The 16,636-nt window shown below is 68.7% G+C and carries 21 protein-coding genes and 1 pseudogene; 15 read left to right on the top strand and 7 right to left on the bottom strand.

Annotated elements, in window-relative coordinates:
• The first annotated feature begins 24 nt into the window (after window positions 1-24).
• The 3 genes from AC1VWI_RS19975 (at window position 25) to AC1VWI_RS19965 (ending at window position 1,835) form a co-directional block, all read left to right on the top strand.
• On the top strand, window positions 25-432 hold the full coding sequence (locus AC1VWI_RS19975; protein WP_499512375.1) for a hypothetical protein: 408 nt from the start codon (window positions 25-27) through the stop codon (window positions 430-432).
• 81 nt (window positions 433-513) lie between these two features.
• Complete coding sequence (locus tag AC1VWI_RS19970; RefSeq protein WP_499512374.1) at window positions 514-1,104, top strand: RNA polymerase sigma factor; 591 nt, start codon at window positions 514-516, stop codon at window positions 1,102-1,104.
• Window positions 1,101-1,835, top strand: a complete 735-nt coding sequence (locus AC1VWI_RS19965; protein ID WP_499512373.1) for a hypothetical protein — start codon at window positions 1,101-1,103, stop codon at window positions 1,833-1,835. Before AC1VWI_RS19970 ends, AC1VWI_RS19965 begins: the two co-directional genes overlap by 4 nt.
• 22 nt (window positions 1,836-1,857) lie before the next feature.
• Here AC1VWI_RS19965 and AC1VWI_RS19960 read toward each other — a convergent pair whose 3' ends face one another.
• Window positions 1,858-2,157: a hypothetical protein gene (locus tag AC1VWI_RS19960; protein WP_499512372.1), complete on the bottom strand. Its 300-nt coding sequence runs from the start codon at window positions 2,155-2,157 to the stop codon at window positions 1,858-1,860.
• 6 nt (window positions 2,158-2,163) lie between these two features.
• On the opposite strand from AC1VWI_RS19960, the gene AC1VWI_RS19955 reads away from it, so the two are divergent.
• Window positions 2,164-2,286, top strand: a complete 123-nt coding sequence (locus AC1VWI_RS19955) for a hypothetical protein (protein WP_499512371.1) — start codon at window positions 2,164-2,166, stop codon at window positions 2,284-2,286.
• Between the two features lie 214 nt (window positions 2,287-2,500).
• Window positions 2,501-2,869 (top strand): hypothetical protein, encoded by a 369-nt coding sequence (locus tag AC1VWI_RS19950; RefSeq protein ID WP_499512370.1) that lies wholly within the window; start codon window positions 2,501-2,503, stop codon window positions 2,867-2,869.
• 71 nt (window positions 2,870-2,940) lie between these two features.
• Here AC1VWI_RS19950 and AC1VWI_RS19945 read toward each other — a convergent pair whose 3' ends face one another.
• Entirely contained in the window at window positions 2,941-3,237 is a 297-nt protein-coding gene (locus AC1VWI_RS19945) for a GYD domain-containing protein (RefSeq protein WP_499512369.1), read from the bottom strand.
• A 218-nt stretch (window positions 3,238-3,455) separates the two neighbouring features.
• Here AC1VWI_RS19945 and AC1VWI_RS19940 point away from each other — a divergent pair, with 218 nt between their 5' ends.
• On the top strand, window positions 3,456-3,977 hold the full coding sequence (locus AC1VWI_RS19940) for a SigE family RNA polymerase sigma factor (protein ID WP_499512368.1): 522 nt from the start codon (window positions 3,456-3,458) through the stop codon (window positions 3,975-3,977).
• Complete coding sequence (locus AC1VWI_RS19935) at window positions 3,977-5,053, top strand: hypothetical protein (RefSeq protein WP_499512367.1); 1,077 nt, start codon at window positions 3,977-3,979, stop codon at window positions 5,051-5,053. The genes AC1VWI_RS19940 and AC1VWI_RS19935 overlap by 1 nt, the downstream gene beginning before the upstream one ends.
• Before the next feature lie 169 nt (window positions 5,054-5,222).
• Here AC1VWI_RS19935 and AC1VWI_RS19930 read toward each other — a convergent pair whose 3' ends face one another.
• Together AC1VWI_RS19930 and AC1VWI_RS19925 are read right to left on the bottom strand one after the other, a co-directional pair.
• A complete protein-coding gene (locus AC1VWI_RS19930; protein WP_499512366.1) occupies window positions 5,223-6,275 on the bottom strand; it encodes a zinc-dependent alcohol dehydrogenase family protein in 1,053 nt (350 codons plus the stop codon).
• Between the two features lie 271 nt (window positions 6,276-6,546).
• Window positions 6,547-6,990 carry a hypothetical protein gene (locus AC1VWI_RS19925; protein WP_499512365.1) on the bottom strand — a complete coding sequence of 148 codons (444 nt, stop codon included), beginning with the start codon at window positions 6,988-6,990 and terminating at the stop codon, window positions 6,547-6,549.
• A 142-nt stretch (window positions 6,991-7,132) separates the two neighbouring features.
• Between AC1VWI_RS19925 and AC1VWI_RS19920 the strand changes: the two genes are divergently transcribed.
• From AC1VWI_RS19920 to AC1VWI_RS19905, 4 genes are all read left to right on the top strand, one after another.
• On the top strand, window positions 7,133-8,026 hold the full coding sequence (locus AC1VWI_RS19920) for a LysR family transcriptional regulator (RefSeq protein ID WP_499512364.1): 894 nt from the start codon (window positions 7,133-7,135) through the stop codon (window positions 8,024-8,026).
• Window positions 8,027-8,791: 765 nt separating this feature from the next.
• On the top strand, window positions 8,792-9,415 hold the full coding sequence (locus AC1VWI_RS19915) for a hypothetical protein (RefSeq protein ID WP_499512363.1): 624 nt from the start codon (window positions 8,792-8,794) through the stop codon (window positions 9,413-9,415).
• 243 nt (window positions 9,416-9,658) lie between these two features.
• Window positions 9,659-10,180 (top strand): SigE family RNA polymerase sigma factor, encoded by a 522-nt coding sequence (locus AC1VWI_RS19910; RefSeq protein ID WP_499512362.1) that lies wholly within the window; start codon window positions 9,659-9,661, stop codon window positions 10,178-10,180.
• Window positions 10,180-11,250: a hypothetical protein gene (locus AC1VWI_RS19905; protein ID WP_499512361.1), complete on the top strand. Its 1,071-nt coding sequence runs from the start codon at window positions 10,180-10,182 to the stop codon at window positions 11,248-11,250. The genes AC1VWI_RS19910 and AC1VWI_RS19905 overlap by 1 nt, the downstream gene beginning before the upstream one ends.
• 10 nt (window positions 11,251-11,260) lie before the next feature.
• On the opposite strand, the gene AC1VWI_RS19900 is transcribed toward AC1VWI_RS19905, so the two are convergent.
• From AC1VWI_RS19900 to AC1VWI_RS19890, 3 genes are all read right to left on the bottom strand, one after another.
• Window positions 11,261-11,575, bottom strand: a complete 315-nt coding sequence (locus AC1VWI_RS19900; RefSeq protein ID WP_499512360.1) for a transposase — start codon at window positions 11,573-11,575, stop codon at window positions 11,261-11,263.
• 571 nt (window positions 11,576-12,146) lie between these two features.
• Window positions 12,147-12,392, bottom strand: a complete 246-nt coding sequence (locus tag AC1VWI_RS19895) for a hypothetical protein (protein WP_499512359.1) — start codon at window positions 12,390-12,392, stop codon at window positions 12,147-12,149.
• Window positions 12,393-12,568: 176 nt separating this feature from the next.
• Window positions 12,569-12,841, bottom strand: coding sequence for a hypothetical protein (locus AC1VWI_RS19890; protein WP_499512358.1), 273 nt, complete (start codon window positions 12,839-12,841; stop codon window positions 12,569-12,571).
• A 402-nt stretch (window positions 12,842-13,243) separates the two neighbouring features.
• Between AC1VWI_RS19890 and AC1VWI_RS19885 the strand changes: the two are divergent.
• The 4 genes and pseudogenes from AC1VWI_RS19885 to AC1VWI_RS19870 all read left to right on the top strand — a co-directional run.
• A pseudogene (locus tag AC1VWI_RS19885) lies at window positions 13,244-13,589 on the top strand (tyrosine-type recombinase/integrase); the annotation flags it as partial.
• A 764-nt stretch (window positions 13,590-14,353) separates the two neighbouring features.
• Window positions 14,354-14,905, top strand: coding sequence for a hypothetical protein (locus tag AC1VWI_RS19880; RefSeq protein WP_499512357.1), 552 nt, complete (start codon window positions 14,354-14,356; stop codon window positions 14,903-14,905).
• Complete coding sequence (locus tag AC1VWI_RS19875) at window positions 14,902-15,276, top strand: transcriptional regulator (RefSeq protein ID WP_499512356.1); 375 nt, start codon at window positions 14,902-14,904, stop codon at window positions 15,274-15,276. The genes AC1VWI_RS19880 and AC1VWI_RS19875 overlap by 4 nt, the downstream gene beginning before the upstream one ends.
• Before the next feature lie 862 nt (window positions 15,277-16,138).
• Window positions 16,139-16,564 (top strand): hypothetical protein, encoded by a 426-nt coding sequence (locus AC1VWI_RS19870; protein ID WP_499512355.1) that lies wholly within the window; start codon window positions 16,139-16,141, stop codon window positions 16,562-16,564.
• Window positions 16,565-16,636: the final 72 nt, after the last annotated feature.

The raw sequence follows: 16,636 nt of genomic DNA, 5'->3' as shown, positions 1-16,636 counted from the left end.
TGAAGGGGCAGGATGAAGCAGGACGTGAGCAACCCACGGGTGGCCGTGCTCGGGCCCCGCCTCGCCGCGGACGTGGTGACCATGGCCCGGGAAGGGGCCAGGATCAGGCTCGACTACTCGCCGGCGAGCCTCACCATGGTTGACCGGGTCATCGAGGCCATCCGGCGTGAAGGCCCTCCCCTCCAGGCGGTGGCTCCGACCCTTCGGGGGTTCGGCGCCTACACGGGCGAGGTGCTCGTCCGCGCGACCGGGGCGGCCTGGGTGGAGTTCGACGAGAAGGAGCGCGATACATTCGGGCAGCCGTTCGGAATCCGCACACCGGACGGGCGTGTCTGGAACCCGCTCGGACGGGCGATGAAGCGGTACGAGAACGGCGCGGCGGACAGCCTGCGTCTTTTCTGCCTCTCGGTGATGGGCCGGGGCCAGGTGTGACTCCCGCCGTGCCGCGGGAGGCCGGGTCTCCGCGGCGCGACAGGGCGGCATGCACGGGGCGACGAGCACGAAGAGGACGCAGTGGGCAAGGCGGAGGTTCGTCGGCGCGACCGGCTGGGCGAGGGCGAACTCGGTGATGCGGTCCGGCGGGCCCGCAGCGGTGACGAGACCGCGTTCGCAGCCGTCTACCGGGAGGTCCACCCGATGCTCCTGGGCTACCTGCGCGGCCTGGTCGGCGACGACGCCGAGGACGTGGCCTCCGAGACCTGGCACGACATCGTCCGGGACGTGGCGGGCTTCCGCGGCGACGGCCAGGCCTTCCGCGGCTGGGCCGCGGCGATCGCCCGGCACCGTGCCCTGGACCACATCAGGAGGATCAAGGCGCGGCCCCGCACCACACCCCTCGAGGACCGCGTCATCGAGCCGGTGACGCTCGCGGACGCCGGCGGCTCGGCGCTGGAGAACCTGTCGACGCGGCGGGCGCTCGATCTGATTGCAGGGCTGCCGCAGGACCAGGCCGAGGCGGTCCTCCTGCGAGTGGTCGTCGGGCTCAACGCGCCCACGGCGGCCAAGGTTCTGGGCAAGCGGCCGGGTGCGGTGCGGACCGCCGCACATCGGGGTCTGAAACGCCTGGCGGAGCGCCTCGACGGAGCCGGGGGAAGTGAAGGATGAAAGACAGCAGAGAACACGACGACTGGATGGACACCGCGCTGGTGGAGCGGCTGCTCGACGGCGCTCCCATAGGGGACGCCGACGGCCGTGCGACTCATGTGGCGCGTCTCCTGGCGGCCGCGTCGGCGCCGTTGCCGGCGGATCCGGCACGGGAGCGGGTGGTGCTGGCGGCATACCGGCAGGCGCAGGACGCCGGGTCCACGCGGCGGCGACCGTCCGCCCTCGGCCGGCGTGCCCGCGTGGTGGCCGGCGGACTGGCTGCGGTCTTCGCCCTCGGTGGTGTGGCGGTCGCCGCGCAGTCCGGCACGCTTCCGAACCCCTTTCACTCGACCGGGACCGGGCCCCGTCCGGTGGCCTCCGGCTCGGCGGGGTCAGCCACGCCGCTCGCCTCCGCGTCCCCCACCCCTGTCGCCGCCACGCCCACCGGACCCGTGCCCACGCCGCCCGCCGGACCCACGGCGGGGAAAGCGGCCGGCACGCCTCCTGCCACGCCCGGTTCGCGGGCCACGCCCCCCGGGCTCACAGAGGCCGAACCCAAGGGGCTCTGCCAGGCCTACGCCAAGGCCGTTGGACGCGGCGAGGCCATGGACGCTGCCGCACGGGCCATGTTGGAGAGGGCGGCCGGTGGAAAGGAGGCCGTGGGCCCCTACTGCGATCGGATCCTGGGCCCGGGCGCCACTACGAAGCCCCAGGCCCCTGCGCCGCCGACGGAGGCCGGTCGCCGCCGCTGACCGTGCAGGGCCCGACGGGCCCTCAGCCCCACACCGAGCGGACGCCGTTGACCAGGTTGACGACCGTCCCCAGCACCAGGAACCAGCCGAAGCAGAGGTAGACCCGCCCCACGGTCCGGTCGCCCCGCGCCGGCGAGGACGCCGGACCGGGCGCCGGAGCGGATTCCACGCGCACCGGCTCGTCGGGGGCGAGCAGGCCCCGCGCCGCGCGGCGCCACACGCGGCCCGCCCGTATGAGCACGATCGCCACGAGGCAGCAGAACGCAGCCGTCTGGAAGTAGGTGCCAGGTGATGCCAATTGCGCCGAGGCGTAGCTCTGCATGAACGCGTGACCTTCCAGGATTCCGGACGCGCCGGACCGCACACCGGCCTGCCCGTACCGACGGGCGAAGCGGTCGAGGACGGCCCGGCCGGCGATCTCGGCGGAGAGCCGTACGCGGCCATCTTGTGATGATCCGCAACGCAGGTCAACACCCTCCGGCCGCCCGAAGAAAGGCGGACCGCACGGCGGAGCGGAAAGCGAGGAATCGCCCTATCCGCGCACCCCTTCCGGGAGCCGGTCAGAGGCAGCCGACGCAGTACAGGCTGTGGCCCCCAGCCCCGGCGGCCACATCTAGCATGTGACCCCGCCGGTCAAGGGAACCGGCCGCGCCAAGGGGGGATCAATGGACGTCGAGCAGGTCATGGACTTCCTCGTCGACCACCGGGCACCCGCTGTCGTCCCCGGCTACGTCTCCGAACAGCTCCTCTCCATGTCGTGGATCATCGACGCCGAGCACATGGGCCGCATCGTCCAGGTGGCGCAGCGGTGGCTGCGGTCCGACGACCCGTTCCGCGCGGCCGTGGCGATCGGCCTGGAGAGCGAGACGTATCTCGCCGACTCCTGGGCGGAGATCGCCGCCCTGGCCGCACCCCTCAAGGAGCGGTTCCCGTCCATGGCCGCCGACGTGGACGCGTGGATGGCGCGGGCGGAACCCTCCTACGAGCGGCTGAGGCGCGGCTCCTTCTTCGAACAAGCCGCCGACGGCTCGTGACCGCGCTCCGCCCGGTCCTCCCAGCCGCCGGCCCGGAGTTCGTCCAGGTGCGGTGGCGAGGCCATGGTTCCTCAGGCGGACGCCTTGGCGATGATGCCCTCGACCTCGTCACGCCCGAAGGCCCGCAGGGTCGTGCTGCGGATGTTGCCGATCGCGCCGAGCCGCAGCAGTGCCGCGGCGGCGGTCTCGTCGTCGGGTGCCTCGACGACCGCCACGAGGTCGTAGGGCCCGACGGTCCAGTAGATGTCCACGAGCCGCCCACCGACGTGCCGCAGGGCGTCGCCGAAGGCGTCGGCCCGGTCGGCCGTGTCGGCGTAGGCGCGGATCCCCTGGTCGGTCCAGCTCAGCAGTGTGATGTAGAGCGGCACGATCTCTCACCTCGACAAAGAGAGGAGCGTCCACTCACAGCGTATGTGCGCCCCTGACGGGCCGCATCCGGCGCGGGGGCGGCCGTCGCCCGATCATCGAGGATGCCGAACGCGCCGGTTCCGGTGCCCGAGTGGTGGGTCGTGCAACCTTTCGCCTTGCTTCTGGCATCAGGGTGTCGGGCTTCACCTGGAGTGCGGCCTGGAGAGGAGTGCCGTTCATGGCGGAGCGCGGGCGTGATGAGGAGTTCAGGGAGTTCGCCGAGTCCAGGGCGGACTGGCTGCGAAGAGTGGCCTTTTTGTTGTGTTCGGACTGGCATCGGGCTGATGACCTGGTGCAGGAGACCTTCACGAAGTTGTACGTGCACTGGCGGCGGATGCGGCGTGCGGAGAATCCGGATGGTTATGCCCGGGTGGTGTTGGTGAACACTTTTTTGGCGGAGCAGCGTTCGCCGCGGCTGCGGTGGGCGGTTCGGTGGCAGGGCCGGCCGGTGGAGGACCATCCGGCGCCGCCGGCCGATCCGGATGCCTCCCTTGATCTGCGGCGGGCGTTGGCTGCGATTCCGCCCCGGCAGCGTGCCACTTTGGTGCTGCGCTACTACCACGATCTGAGCGTCGAGCAGACCGCCGATGCGCTCGGTTGTTCTCCGGGGAACGTCAAGAGCCAGACGGCGCGCGGTCTTCAGGCTCTGCGTGGGGTGCTCGCCGCCCGTTCCGCCACCACTGCTGGGAGGACTCTGTGATGCGTGATCAGACCGATGAGTTGACCCGGGAGCTGGGTGAGTTGGCCGGCGCGGCTGCGCCCGCGAGTGGCGTCGATGTGGCCAGGGCGGTGCGGGAGGGCAGGGTACGGCTGCGGCGCAGGCGGTTCGCGGCGCTGGGCGCGGCGGCGACCGCGGTGGCGGCGACCGCGGTGGCGGCGACCGCGGTGGTGTCGTTCCTGCCGCCCGGTGTCGACCGGGCCGAGCGACCGACGCCGGCCGCGACCCGGGTCTGGACCGCTCCCACCCCCGCACCGGACACAGGCCACGCCCCCTTGACCGTGGAGGCGTCCTTCGGCTGGCTCCCGGCAGGCTTCGGCAAGATCGAATACTCGCCGCAGCAGAAAAGAACCGTCGTGAGCGCCGCGGGCAAGATCCCCGAAGGCGGTGTGACGGGGCCCGGCGTCTCGCTCGACGTCTACCCCGAGGGAACCAAGCCGTCGCTCGGGCGCCCCTGGTACCCCGGAGGTCCTCGGCAGTACCGGATCGACGCGTCGCCGGTCAACGGCCGCACCGCGTACTGGGTGGGGAAGAGCCCGACGGCCGCCTGGGGCCCCGCGGGTGTCTGGCACCTGCGCTGGCAGACCGCGGACGGCCGGTGGGCGGAGCTGCAGGGTGACGGTATGCCGGGGACCGCGGGGCAGCAGACCCTGCACAAGATCGCCGAAGGGGTCGTCGTGGCTCACCGGGCGATTCCGTTGCCGTACCGGATCAGCGATGTGCCCGCGGGATTCGCCGTTTCCGAAGCCTCCTTCGACATGGGGAGGAGGCCGGACGACGCGCCCTGGACGGCCACCGTCAACTTCATCGTCGGCGGGATGTACATCCACACCACGGTCCAGCCGGACCTGCCCGAGCCCACCATGAGCCTCCCGCCGGGCGCGGTTGTCCAGCGCTCCACGTCCACCTGCGTCCGGGAGGACGGCCTCAAGCTCTGCACCGGTTCGGAGTACGGCGTGGACGCCTACCACGCCGTGGGCGGCCCGAAGAGCTGGCTCAAGCGGTTCACCCTGCTCGGGACGGACCAGAACGACTGGACGACGAACGTGCTGGGCTGATGTCGACGGGCGCCCCGGAGCGGCTGCCCGAGCCCTGTGGCACGCATACGGTACGGCCGTGATCACGAGAAAGGGCCAGTTCCGGGGGATCAAGCCCCGGAACTGGCCCTTCGGTATGTGCCCCAGCAGTTCACCCACCACTGTTCGAGGGCTGCCGCGGTACGGCGCCCTACCCGAAGACGAAGAGTGGTTTGGCGCCGTGCGCGGGTGTCTCGGCGAGCGTGATGGCTTCGATGAAGCGTTCGAGCGGGAACGGCCGGCCTTCGGGGATGCTCAGCACGCCGTCGGCGACGAGATCGCGGACCTCGGACAGCGCGCGCAGCGCATCCTCAGGTGAGGCACTGCCGAACCAGCGGTTCAGCCAGAAGCCACGGACCGCTTTGGTCTCGTAGATGACCGAGCGCGCCGACAGCGGGATCGTCAGTGCTGCCGGGTCGGTCTGCCGATGGGTGGAGAGCGCGCCGTAGACCACGACCTGTCCTCCGGGAGCCAGTGCCTGGGACACCTGGGCACCCACGGGGCCCGCGACGCAGTCGATGGCCTTGCGCACGCCGTCCGGCCCTGCGATCTCGGCCACGCGGTCCACCAGGTCCTCGTCCTCCGTGCAGATGACCTCGTCGCCGCCGAGCGCCTTGATCTCCTCGACGGCATCGCGCCGCCGCACGACGTTGATCGTGCGCATACCCAGATGCCCGGCCAGCTGAATGACGAGCCGGCCGACGGTGGAGCCCGCGGCCGTCTGCAACAACCATTCACCCGGCTGTACGTCGAGTTCGCGAGTCACCAGGAGCAGCGCGGTCAACGGGTTGACGGCGAGCTGACAGGCGTCGGAGTCGCTCAGTTGGTCGGGGACCGGCAGGAGCCTTCGTGCATCGGCGACGAGGTATTCCTGCCACGTGCCGGCCACGCGCGGCCCGGGTACCGCCGGGACCGCGACGGTCACCACGCGCTCGCCGATCGTCAGTCCCCCCGCATCCGGGCCCAGGGCCTCGATGCGGCCCACGCATTCCATGTGCCCCCCGACGGTGGGAAACCCGGGGGAGAAACCGTAGCGGCCGCGCAGTACGTGCAGATCGCTCGCGTGAACCGGAGTCGCCTTCACCCGGATCAACGCCTGACCGGCCTCAGGCGTGGGGACAGGCCGGGATTCCAGCCGCAGGACGTCGGTCGGCTCGCCGACCTTTCCGGCCACGAGCGCGCGCATGGATTGTGGCACGGGCATGGGATCTCTCCTTTGGTCGAGGGCGGCATCGCCCGATGGGCAGTGAAGTGATGGGCGCACCGTGCCCCGCAAAAGTTCTCGCCCGCCTACACCTGCGGGTCGTCGATCAGGTCACGACCCTTGGCGGTGTCCGCGTAAAGAGCGGACAGTGTTCATTCTCCATGGTGCGGCCGGTCTTCGCTTTCGCCAGGTCGGCGAGAAAGGCGAAAATCGCCTCGGGTGACACAAAGGCCACCAGTTTTACCCGATTGCGAAACGGGCGGGAAAGTGTTCAGTCGCGGTCGGCATCCGACGGGTCGGCACAGTATTTCGCATACTCCGTACCGGCGAAGTGCTCGCCCAGCTTCCGGGAGAAGTACCGGAGCATCGGCAGCGGCCGGTGGTTCATCACAAGATGCTGCGTCTTCCCTTCGTCGTTCATGTAGACGACGGCGATATTGGCGATCGGCCTGCCGTCCACCGTCGCCGCGTAGTCCTCGACGAAGCCGTTCTCTCCGTATGTGCCGATGTAGATGAAGTCCTGGAATTCGTACAGGGTGCGCGCGTAGGACAGTATCGCGAGAACGTCCTTGGCTCCGTGGATGGTCCCGTTGAAGACACCGGCCTCCAGCGTCACATCATCGGCGAGATTGTCCAGCCAAGGAGGGTAGTAGTCCTTGCGCTGCCGCACCGGGTCGCCGCTGCCCAGATATGTCGGTGGCGTCTTGTAGGTCATCTCCAAGCCTCCTGTGGTGAGCCGTTTCCTCATTCGAGCAGTTCCCCCGGTGAACAGGGTCGCCGTACGCAACGGTCGCCGTCCAACGAAAGTCGGAGACCGCAGCCATCTCGCCGAGAGATACCTGTGGGATATTGGGAGTGTGGAACTGCGCCAACTCGAGCACTTCGTCACCGTCGCCGAGGAAGCGAACTTCACCCGTGCCGCCGCACGGCTGCACGTCGTCCAGTCCGCGGTCTCGACCACGATCAAGAACCTCGAGCGAGAACTCGGCACGCCGCTGCTGGAACGCACCTCCAAACGCGTCCTGCTCACCGATGCCGGTGCCGCCCTGCTCCCGCGCGCCCATGCCGCCCTCAACGCCGCCCGGGAAGCCGTGGACGCGGTGGCCGAGGTCCGCGGGGGACTGCGCGGCACCCTGCGGCTGGGCACGATGACCACGGTGGGGCTCATCGACCTTCCCGCGCTCCTCGGCGCATTCCACCGGCGTCACCCCGGCGTGCTCCTGCAGACCAGCGCCGCCGCCTCCGGCTCCCAGGGCCTGATCGACGCCCTCCTCGAACGGCGGCTCGACCTCGCCTTCGTCTCCCTGCCCGGACCGCATCCCACCGGCATCACGCTGACCGACCTCGTCGCCTCGGTGCTCGACCTCGTCGTGCCGGCCGGCCATCCGCTCGCGGAACGCCGCACCGTGCCGATCACCGAACTGGCCGGCCTGGACTTCGTCGACTTCCCCGTGAGCTACGGCATCAGGACCGTCGCCGATCAGGCCTTCGCCGCCGCCTCCGTGACCCGTCGTGTCGCCCTCGAGATCACCGACCTCCCCACCGGCGTGGCCTACGTCCGCAACGGCCTGGGCGTGGCGCTCCTGCCACGGCCCGCCCTCGCCAAGGCGGAGGGCGTCGCCACGCTGACCATCGACGGCGCCGACCTGGACTGGCCGTTCTCCCTGGCCACTGCGTCCGAGCGGACGCCCAGCGCCGCAGCGCGTGCCCTGATCGCGACAGCGCACGAGTTCCTCATCTGGCGAGGGTGAGGGCCGCCTTCGAGCGTGGGGACCGGGTGTCGAACGGCCGGCTCCGTAGGCACTTGCCTCGTGCCGACCTCCGCCCGCGAGCCGGCCGGTCGATCCCGGGGCGTGGGAAGATGCCGTCCATGACTTTCATCCGAAGGGGCCGTGCCGCGTAGAAGGCCGGCTTCGCTTCGACCGCGAGATCGCGGATGGGGAAGCCCTTGGATCCGTCATCGCGATGTCCCGGGTCTGTCGGGGGCGGCGAATGCTGCCATCCGTGTGCTCGAACGGGAGCGGTTGTCCCCGGGCATCGTGTCAGTGGCGCTCAGCGGATGGTCTGTGCGCGTTCACGGCACCAAGCGCCGGTGGAGGCCTTGGGAAGCCGAGTTCACGTGCCCCTGTTGTGGCGAGGGCTGGGCCCGGGACAAGCTGCAAGAGGCCCTGCTCCTCCTTCCGCCGCGGGCCGCCACCGAACTCCGAGTGCAGGTGGAACGCCTGGACACGGTCCTTCTCGGACGAACGCACCATGAGCCCCTGGCGGACCCGGATCTGGCGTGGTGGCATCGCAGGTGCTGACCACGGACGTGCCCACTGGCCGTCCGGACACGCTTGGACGGTGCCCCGACCTCGCCCTCACCGGGCAACCCCCCCCGTACGGGGACGACCTTTAGGCTGTGCGGATCTGTCGTTCGTCTCGTGGGGGCTGACTTCGTGCGCGCCGTCCGATCCATCCGCCGATCCGGCCCCCGGAAGCCCCGCAGATCCAGATGCGCCGCGGGGGTCGTCGCGTTGGGTCTCCTCGGGGGGCCGGGGCTCTCCGGTTGTGCGGGCGGGGACAACCCCGACGACGCCAACGGCGGGCACGGGCCGATCCTGAGGAAGCTCTGGGACGTGCCGACGGGGTACGCGGGGGACTACGACTACGTGCATGCCGTCTGGGTGATGGACGACCGGATCGTCCGCGTCTCGAACATGTCGCTCGAGGCCATCCGGTTGTCGGACGGCCACAGCATGTACTACCGGCAGCTGGATTACCCGGCAAGTGCGTCAAGGGCACTGGACTCACAGGACCGGGGCCTGGTCGGCGGGTCCACGTACGACGCGCGTACCGGCACGGATCTGAACCCCATGGGAGGCGATGACGGTCGGAAGTTCGTGGCGAGAGAACCGGGCGTGACGCGGCAACCGATCCAGGAATGGCGGAAGAAGGGGCACAAGTACAACTCCTTCACCGCTCAGGATCCCGCGACGGGGAAGATCGTCGGCCGCTACTCCGTGCCGGAGCTGAACTTCATCGCGAAGGGCGAAGTGGAGAAGTGCTTCGCGATACGGCTGACGGACGGGCGGATCGTCTTCGTCGCCTCGGACAACGTCGGCGACTACCTGGCCGCCGCCTATCGCGCACCGGAGTAGGCCGTGCCTGGAGGAGCCGCCGTCCGACCTCTCCGGGAGGGAGGCTACCGGGGGCACCTGGTGCTTCTGCCCGGCTGGTGACAGGCCGGTCACCGGTGACCCCCATGCACGGTGACGATCCCGCCGCACCACGACGGGAGAAATGACCGCCGTCAGCACGTGGGTCGTGCAACCTTTCGCCTTGCTTCTGGCATCAGGGTGTCGGGCTTCACCTGGAGTGCGGCCTGGAGAGGAGTGCCGTTCATGGCGGAGCGCGGGCGTGATGAGGAGTTCAGGGAGTTCGCCGAGTCCAGGGCGGACTGGCTGCGCAGAGTGGCCTTTTTGTTGTGTTCGGACTGGCATCGGGCTGATGACCTGGTGCAGGAGACCTTCACGAAGTTGTACGTCCACTGGCGGCGGATGCGGCGTGCGGAGAACCCGGACGGTTATGCCCGGGTGGTGCTGGTGAACACCTTTTTGGCGGAGCAGCGTTCGCCGCGGCTGCGGTGGGCGGCTCGGTGGCAGGGCCGGCCGGTGGAGGACCATCCGGCGCCGCCGGCCGATCCGGATGCCTCTCTTGATCTGCGGCGGGCGTTGGCGGCGATTCCGCCCCGGCAACGCGCGACTTTGGTGCTCCGCTACTACCACGATCTGAGCGTCGAGCAGACCGCCGATGCGCTGGGTTGTTCTCCGGGGAACGTCAAGAGCCAGACGGCGCGTGGTCTTCAGGCTCTGCGTGGGGTGCTCGCTGCCCGTTCCGCCACTACTGCTGGGAGGACTGTGTGATGCGTGACGGGACCGATGAGTTGACCCGGGAGCTGGGTGAGTTGGCCGGCACGGCTGCGCCTGCGAGTGGTGTCGATGTGGCCAGGGCGGTGCGGGAGGGCAGGGTCCGGGTGCGGCGCAGGCGGTTCGCGGCGCTGGGCGCGGTGGCGGCCGCGGTGGCGGCGACCGCGGTGGTGTCGTTCCTGCCGCCCGGTGTCGACCGGGCCGAGCGGCCGACGCCGGCCGCGCCCCGGGTCTGGACCGCTCCCACCCCCGCTCCGGACACAGGCCACGCCCCCTTGACCGTGGAGGCGTCCTTCGGCTGGCTCCCGAAGAACATCGACGCCCTCGGCTATCTGCCAGAGAAGGGCAAGACCGTCGTGCGGGCCCAAGGCAAGGTCCCCGAAGGCGGTTCGGTCGCACCCATCCTCTGGCTCAAGGTCTACCCCGAGGGGACCACGCCCTCGACCGGGCGGCCCTTCTACCCGGGAGGCCCGCGGCAGCACCGGGTCGAGGCGCCGTCGGTCAACGGCCGCCCCGCGTACTGGGTGGGGAAGAGCGCGACGGCCGCCTGGGGGCCCGCCGGCGCGTGGACTCTGCGCTGGCAGACAGCGGACGGCCGCTGGGCCGAACTGAGCGCCGATTACATGGCAGGTACCGGCGCACAGGAGATCCTGCACCGGATCGCGGAAGGGGTCGTCGTGGCTCACCGGGCGATTCCGTTGCCGTACCGGATCAGCGATGTGCCCGCGGGACTCACGCTTTCCTCGGCCTATTTCCAGGAGGATCCGACCCCTTGGGCAAGGCATGTGCCCTGGACGACCACCATCAGCTTCCTGGTCGGGGGGAGGTACATCACGACCACGGTCCAGCCGGACCTGCCCGAGCCCGCGAAAAGCTCGCCCCCGATGGGCTCCCAGCACGTCCCGCCCAAGCCGACCTGCGTCCGGGAGCGCGGCCTCAAACTCTGCACCGAGTCGATGTACGGCGTGGACGCCTACCGCACGGTGGGCGGCCCGAAGGGCTGGCTCAAGCGGTTCACCCTGCTCGGGACGGACCAGCACGACTGGACGACGAACGTGCTGGGCTGACCGGCACGGATCAGCCGTCGGGAGCACCTCTCGCTTCCCCGAGTGCCGCCAGGACGTGCTCTGTTCCGTCGAATCCCACGGCTTCCGCGTGACCAGTACCGACCGGCCCCTGACCACCCACAGCGGTCAGGGGCCGACTGCCCCACGGGGTGCAGCGACAGGGCTGCTTCACCCTGTCGCGCACCGTGGTCTCGGTGAGATCGAAGTCCTCGGCGACCTGGCCGACCGAGCGGTCCCCGCGTCGGCACAGCTCGACGATCTCGGCCTTGAGCTCCGGTACGAACGAACGGCGAGGGCGTGGCTTCTTCTTCCCCATGCTCTCCATGACGGACATCCTCCGGGGCTGAACCCCAGATCTCGGATGTCCGCCACAGCGGATCAGGCCCAACAGCACCAACTCGGCGATGAGGCACGGTCGGATCAGAAGGCGTCTCGCCACCAACAAGGTGTCGGCTCGCCGTATGGCAGGCCATCGGGTCTTTCGAGGATTTTCAGGTCGAGAGTCTGCACGATGCTGCGCAACTCTCGGGCTGTCTTTCTTGGGAGAGCACAGATCGCCAGCTCCAGTAGATCTCGCTCGTCTGAGGGCTCAGGGCAGCAGTCTGGGACGCCGCACCGGTCACTGAACGGTGAGGGAAGCTGGTCCTTCGGCGCTTGTGCGATGGCTGCCCATCGGGAGAGAGCTTGCCCTACCAGGCCGGGCTGGAGCCGGGTTCGTTCCAACTCGATGACTTGTGCTTGAGCGGGGCCCGAGAGTCGGCTGATCTTTGAGTAACTGCCGGAATTGGCAGCAAAGCGTCTGTTGTTCGCCCGGAGGCGTGAGGGGCGCCTACGCGGCATGGCCCTTTCGGCTGTGCGTCATGGACGGAAGTCTGTCATGCGGCCAGCCCGATACGTCAGCGTGCGTCTGGTCCTGATTCAGGCCCTATGTAGATCTCTATGCCTTCGGAGTCCCAGGCCCTGTTGTAGCCGCCGCTCGGCGCGTGCACAACGAAGTCCTCAGCTTCAAAGGAGACCATGCCGTCATCGCCGTCTCCGAACCACTCCACGACCACGTCCTTGTCCGGCTCCATCACGTACTCGGCCGCGGTCGGCTCGAAGACCACCACCATGCGCCGGTCCGCATTGATCAGGAAACGCATCCGTACCCTGCCGAAGGTGGTCGGATCAGTTCTCCTGGAAGTGATTCGCCGGTCACCTGACCTGGGAGACGTTCTTGGTCGGTACTCTGACCTGCGGTTGGGCTGTCAGCGGTTGTCAGTTTGGTTGTCATTGAGCACCACCGGACGGCCCGGAGACGACCCGGTCGGACCGTGGCCTAGAGCCCCCCCAGGCCGAGGTTGGCGCCATCGCGAAGATCTGGGAAGCCTTGAGCGATGAGGGCCGCAGGCTCAAGGCAGGCGTGACGGGTCGATGCGCTGGTCGGGTTGTTGGCGCAGCCAAGCTGTTGGTACCTAGCGACAGCGGTCCGGAGCTTGTTGGCGACAGAACGCAGCGTCGCAAAGCCTTCGTGGTGCTCGATCTGCTCCAGAGCGAACGATGCATCGGCCCCTGTGGCTTCCGCTGCGGAGCGGCACTCGGCAGTGAACATCCGCGCTGACGAGGTTGAGCAGGGCGACCCTGTGCCTGAACCGAACCGCGACTCATTGGGAGTGAGGCGGTGCTCCAAGACCGTCTTGACGTGAACGGCAATTGCTGCCTTGGGCGACTGGGGAGCCACCTCCTGGCCTGCGGACGCAGCCGGCGAGGCGGCTCGGTCAGGGTTCGGTTCAGCGCGGGAATTGCTGCAACCTGCCAGCAGCACCAGAGCCGCCGTTCCACCGCAAGCCATCGAAATCAGTTGCCGCTTCACTAGGTCCCGCCCCCAACCTTGTACGTGTCGGGCGTGATCTTATCCAGGCCTTGATCACGTCCAGTCAAGGTTGCAGGTCGGTAAGTGCGGGCAGCTGAGGCACGAGGTCGGCGGAGCGGCTTTGGGCGGGAGCTGGCATGAGTGGCCCTCCCGAGCGAACTGCTTCCGGACGTTCAGTGGCACCTCGACACCTACGCCGGGCACGGCCGGGACGGTCACGTCTTTCTCGGCCCCCGGGGTGGGCAGGTGCGGCGGAGCAACATCCGCGACGACTGGATCCGTGCGCGGTCCAGGACGGGCATCACGGCGGACGTGCACTTTCACGATCTACGACGCACGGGGAACACCCTGGCCGCCTCCGGCGTGAGCCTGCGGGAGCTGATGACCAGGATGGGCCACAGCACTCCGCGTGCGCTGATCTATCAGCATGGTCAACGGCCGAGACCGAGAGATCGCCGACCGACGCCGATGGCTGCTGCGATGGGCTACTGGGTGCCGCACTCTGAGCTTGGGAATCGCAAGGTTGGACGAACACCAAACAGATCCTGACCCGCCAGGTCTGGTGGCTCAAGATGCCGTTGCGGGGGTTCGCGGTGGCCCCTGATCGACTGTCGGTTACCGCCCCGATCTGGCACGCATTGGGTACGGCAGAACGCGCTGAACGCGCGTCGGTAAGGACGGATTGGGCGCGCTGTTCGCGATCAACGCGCGGTCGTTCTGCCTCGGCCCCGAGCATGCAATCGAGTCGACTTATGTTATTACGTCCCGAACCCTTCGCGGGATGGACGCTCTATGGGACTGGCCATGGCCGCAGTGACCGTGGCTGATCCCCAGGGGGCTCGCCTGGGAACGGAGGGTATGACGCTTGCTCTTGACTGCCATGTACTTTGCATCGCAAAGTTAGTGAGTGGCGGGTGGCCGGCTGGCAATCCGATTTCCAGCGCTGCTGAAGCGCGACTACCGGGGGACATCATGGGAGCACCCGCACCGAGCAGCGCGGAATCCGAAACGAGGACGCGGGCGGCCGGCCTGTTGGCCGCGACGGAAGGCCTGCGGGCCAGGACCCGCACGCAGCTGAACGGCTCGTGGGTCCCCCTCCTCGGCTTCGGTCTCCTGGCGCTGGCGGCCACTCCGGTCGCCCGGTACGCCTTCAACTTTGGGGCCCACGGGCGCTACATCGGGTCCTATCCAGCCTTCGCCTACGCCGAGCTGACTGGCCTGTGCGTCGTGCATGAGCCGGGAACTCCCTGCTTGAAAGGCGAGTTCGACGGCGCCGTCCTGCGCTTCGCGGCCTGGGGCGTCTGGTTCGCGCTCCTCCCCGTGGCATGGTTCGTCTTCGCCCGCTGGTATCGCCTGCGTGGCGAGACTCGCGGCATCGTCCCGCGCCGCGCTGTGTGGATTCGCGCAACCGTCACAGCCACCGCGGCGATCACGACGGCCCTGGTCATGCTGCTGTTCGGCAGGAACCAACCGTGGGAGGCCGCACTGCTGGAGAACAGTTACGCCTCCCCGTGGTACCTGGTCGGCGTCGGACTCCTCGCCCTCGGCATGGCCGAACGCAGTTGGATCGCCGCAGCGGCCGGCACTGCTCACGCCGTGGTCCTCACGGGCTACCTGGGAGCCTCCTGGGGCAGCGGCTGGCTCCCCTGGGAGCACCCCATCCACCCCGGCTGGACCGACGGCCCGCAGGCCAAGGCTTTTCTGCTTGCGGCCGTCCTACTCCTCGCTGGTCTGGCGGAGCGGGTGGCGGTCCGCCGCCGGGCCTCCCCGGGCGCTGCCGGTACGCGTACCGTCGCCTCATGAGCGTCGAGGACTCGTCCGCCGCGCGTGACAACCACGAAGGACTGCATCCGACCCACGCGCTGGACGACACCGTCCACCAGCGCGTGCGGCTCGGCATCCTCACCGTCGCTCGCGAAGCCGACCGGGTCGAGTTCGGCTTCCTGAAGAAGCAACTGGCCGTCACCGACGGAAACCTGTCCCGGCATCTGAAGGTGCTGGAGGACTCAGGCCTGATCACCTTGGAGAAAGGCTACGCCGGCAAACGCCCCCGCACGTGGATCGCCCTCACCCGCGAGGGCACGCAGGCACTGGACGCCGAACTCCGGGCCCTGCGTGCACTCGTCCACCGCCTGGAAGCCTCCGGCCCCGTAAGCGGCCCAACCGGCATATGAGCACCGCCTTAGGACCGAGGTGGGGCGAGCACCGGCGTGACCTGTGGATTCCCCACCTTGAACAGAGTCCGGCAGCCGCACCCCTCGGCACCCCGGTTCCCCGTGAGTCCCCTCCCGTTCTGGCACGGATGTGGCACGGTCACTGAGAGGGGCCCTCACGGGTCGCTCGCCTAACCGGAGGCCGGTGTTGGACCGGGGGAAGATTCGCCGAGCGCGTGGGTGAGGCGATTGATCACCTCGGGGACGGTGAAGCTCCATCCCACCAACCGTGGGCCCGACCAGTTGATCCGACTAGCAATTGTTCGTCGGACAGGTCAGGAAGCTCGGCATTGCGCCAGTGGTCCAACGTCAGAGACTCGACTCGAAGGTTTCCACCCCAGAGTTCGGCGGCCGTTTCGCGCGCGCGGCCGTGGACCAGAACGGAGCTGCTCCCCGTCCGCTGGAGTCCATCGGGGCAGGGCTGCCGGCATCGTCACGTACGAACCAAACCGTCCGCTCGCGTGCGACGTCCCTGAAGAATGCAGCTGCTTGGGCACCACTCTGGCTCACGGTTCCAGAAAGTAGCAAGCGCGCGAAAGGGCGCGTGATCAGTTCTTCTGGAAGTGAATCGGGCTTCCGCCGACCTGGGATAACCGAGGCGACCAGCCCTGTGACCTGCGGTCAACCCGCCAACCATTGTCGCCCTTGAGCGCCCTTGGACGGCCCAGACACGGCCCCGGGGCGCTGGGCACGCGACCGCAACCGTCTCCTTCCGACTCGCCCGAACCGAGAACAAGACAGCACACACGTCTGAAAACGTTCTTGTTGGTGCTCCCTGCAGGTGGTCTGATCTTCACCATCTCAAGATCCAAAAGGAGTTAACGTGAACCGCGTAAAGATGGCCAGCCGCACCCTGGGTGTGTGTTTCGCGGCAACCGCGCTCACGGTGGGAGCAGCTTCCACTTCGAGCGCTGCGGCCGCAGTGACCAAGACCGCCAGCTGCTCGACTACGGGCGCTTCTGGCTCGTCCGTGTCCGTCAACGGCTCTGACCCGAGGGCCGAGGTGCAGGTGACTCTCTCGGTCAAGGACACATCGGCCGATGGCCACAGCGTCCGAGTTCGCTACCTCACCAAGACGGACACCGGGCAGACCCTCACGTGGCCCTGGCACACCAACGCCGATGGCAACGGCACCACCAAGGTGTGGTCCACCACGGCCCAGAGCAGCTACGGCATCTACGAGAAGGGTGTCGAGATTGCTCGCTTCGAAGGGAGCACCTTCCTCAACTCCTGCACTGACTGGGCATAAGGCCGTCCCAGTCCCTCGCTATTGAAGCCTCCAAGCTGTAGGAGGTTCTGGCGTCACTTGAGCGCCCTCCAT

It is taken from the genome of Streptomyces sp. TOM-9 (genome assembly GCF_056858595.1).
Note: the sequence above shows the minus strand (reverse complement) of the source record. Positions and strands in the feature narration are given on the sequence as shown.

Coding starts and splice junctions, on each gene's coding strand:
- AC1VWI_RS19965 (WP_499512373.1), top strand. CDS start 1,101: ATGAAAGACAGCAGAGAACACGACGACTGGATGGACACCGCGCTGGTG.
- AC1VWI_RS19960 (WP_499512372.1), bottom strand. CDS start 2,157: ATGCAGAGCTACGCCTCGGCGCAATTGGCATCACCTGGCACCTACTTC.
- AC1VWI_RS19950 (WP_499512370.1), top strand. CDS start 2,501: ATGGACGTCGAGCAGGTCATGGACTTCCTCGTCGACCACCGGGCACCC.
- AC1VWI_RS19940 (WP_499512368.1), top strand. CDS start 3,456: ATGGCGGAGCGCGGGCGTGATGAGGAGTTCAGGGAGTTCGCCGAGTCC.
- AC1VWI_RS19935 (WP_499512367.1), top strand. CDS start 3,977: ATGCGTGATCAGACCGATGAGTTGACCCGGGAGCTGGGTGAGTTGGCC.
- AC1VWI_RS19930 (WP_499512366.1), bottom strand. CDS start 6,275: ATGCCCGTGCCACAATCCATGCGCGCGCTCGTGGCCGGAAAGGTCGGC.
- AC1VWI_RS19925 (WP_499512365.1), bottom strand. CDS start 6,990: ATGACCTACAAGACGCCACCGACATATCTGGGCAGCGGCGACCCGGTG.
- AC1VWI_RS19910 (WP_499512362.1), top strand. CDS start 9,659: ATGGCGGAGCGCGGGCGTGATGAGGAGTTCAGGGAGTTCGCCGAGTCC.
- AC1VWI_RS19905 (WP_499512361.1), top strand. CDS start 10,180: ATGCGTGACGGGACCGATGAGTTGACCCGGGAGCTGGGTGAGTTGGCC.
- AC1VWI_RS19900 (WP_499512360.1), bottom strand. CDS start 11,575: ATGGAGAGCATGGGGAAGAAGAAGCCACGCCCTCGCCGTTCGTTCGTA.
- AC1VWI_RS19895 (WP_499512359.1), bottom strand. CDS start 12,392: ATGCGTTTCCTGATCAATGCGGACCGGCGCATGGTGGTGGTCTTCGAG.
- AC1VWI_RS19890 (WP_499512358.1), bottom strand. CDS start 12,841: ATGTTCACTGCCGAGTGCCGCTCCGCAGCGGAAGCCACAGGGGCCGAT.
- AC1VWI_RS19875 (WP_499512356.1), top strand. CDS start 14,902: ATGAGCGTCGAGGACTCGTCCGCCGCGCGTGACAACCACGAAGGACTG.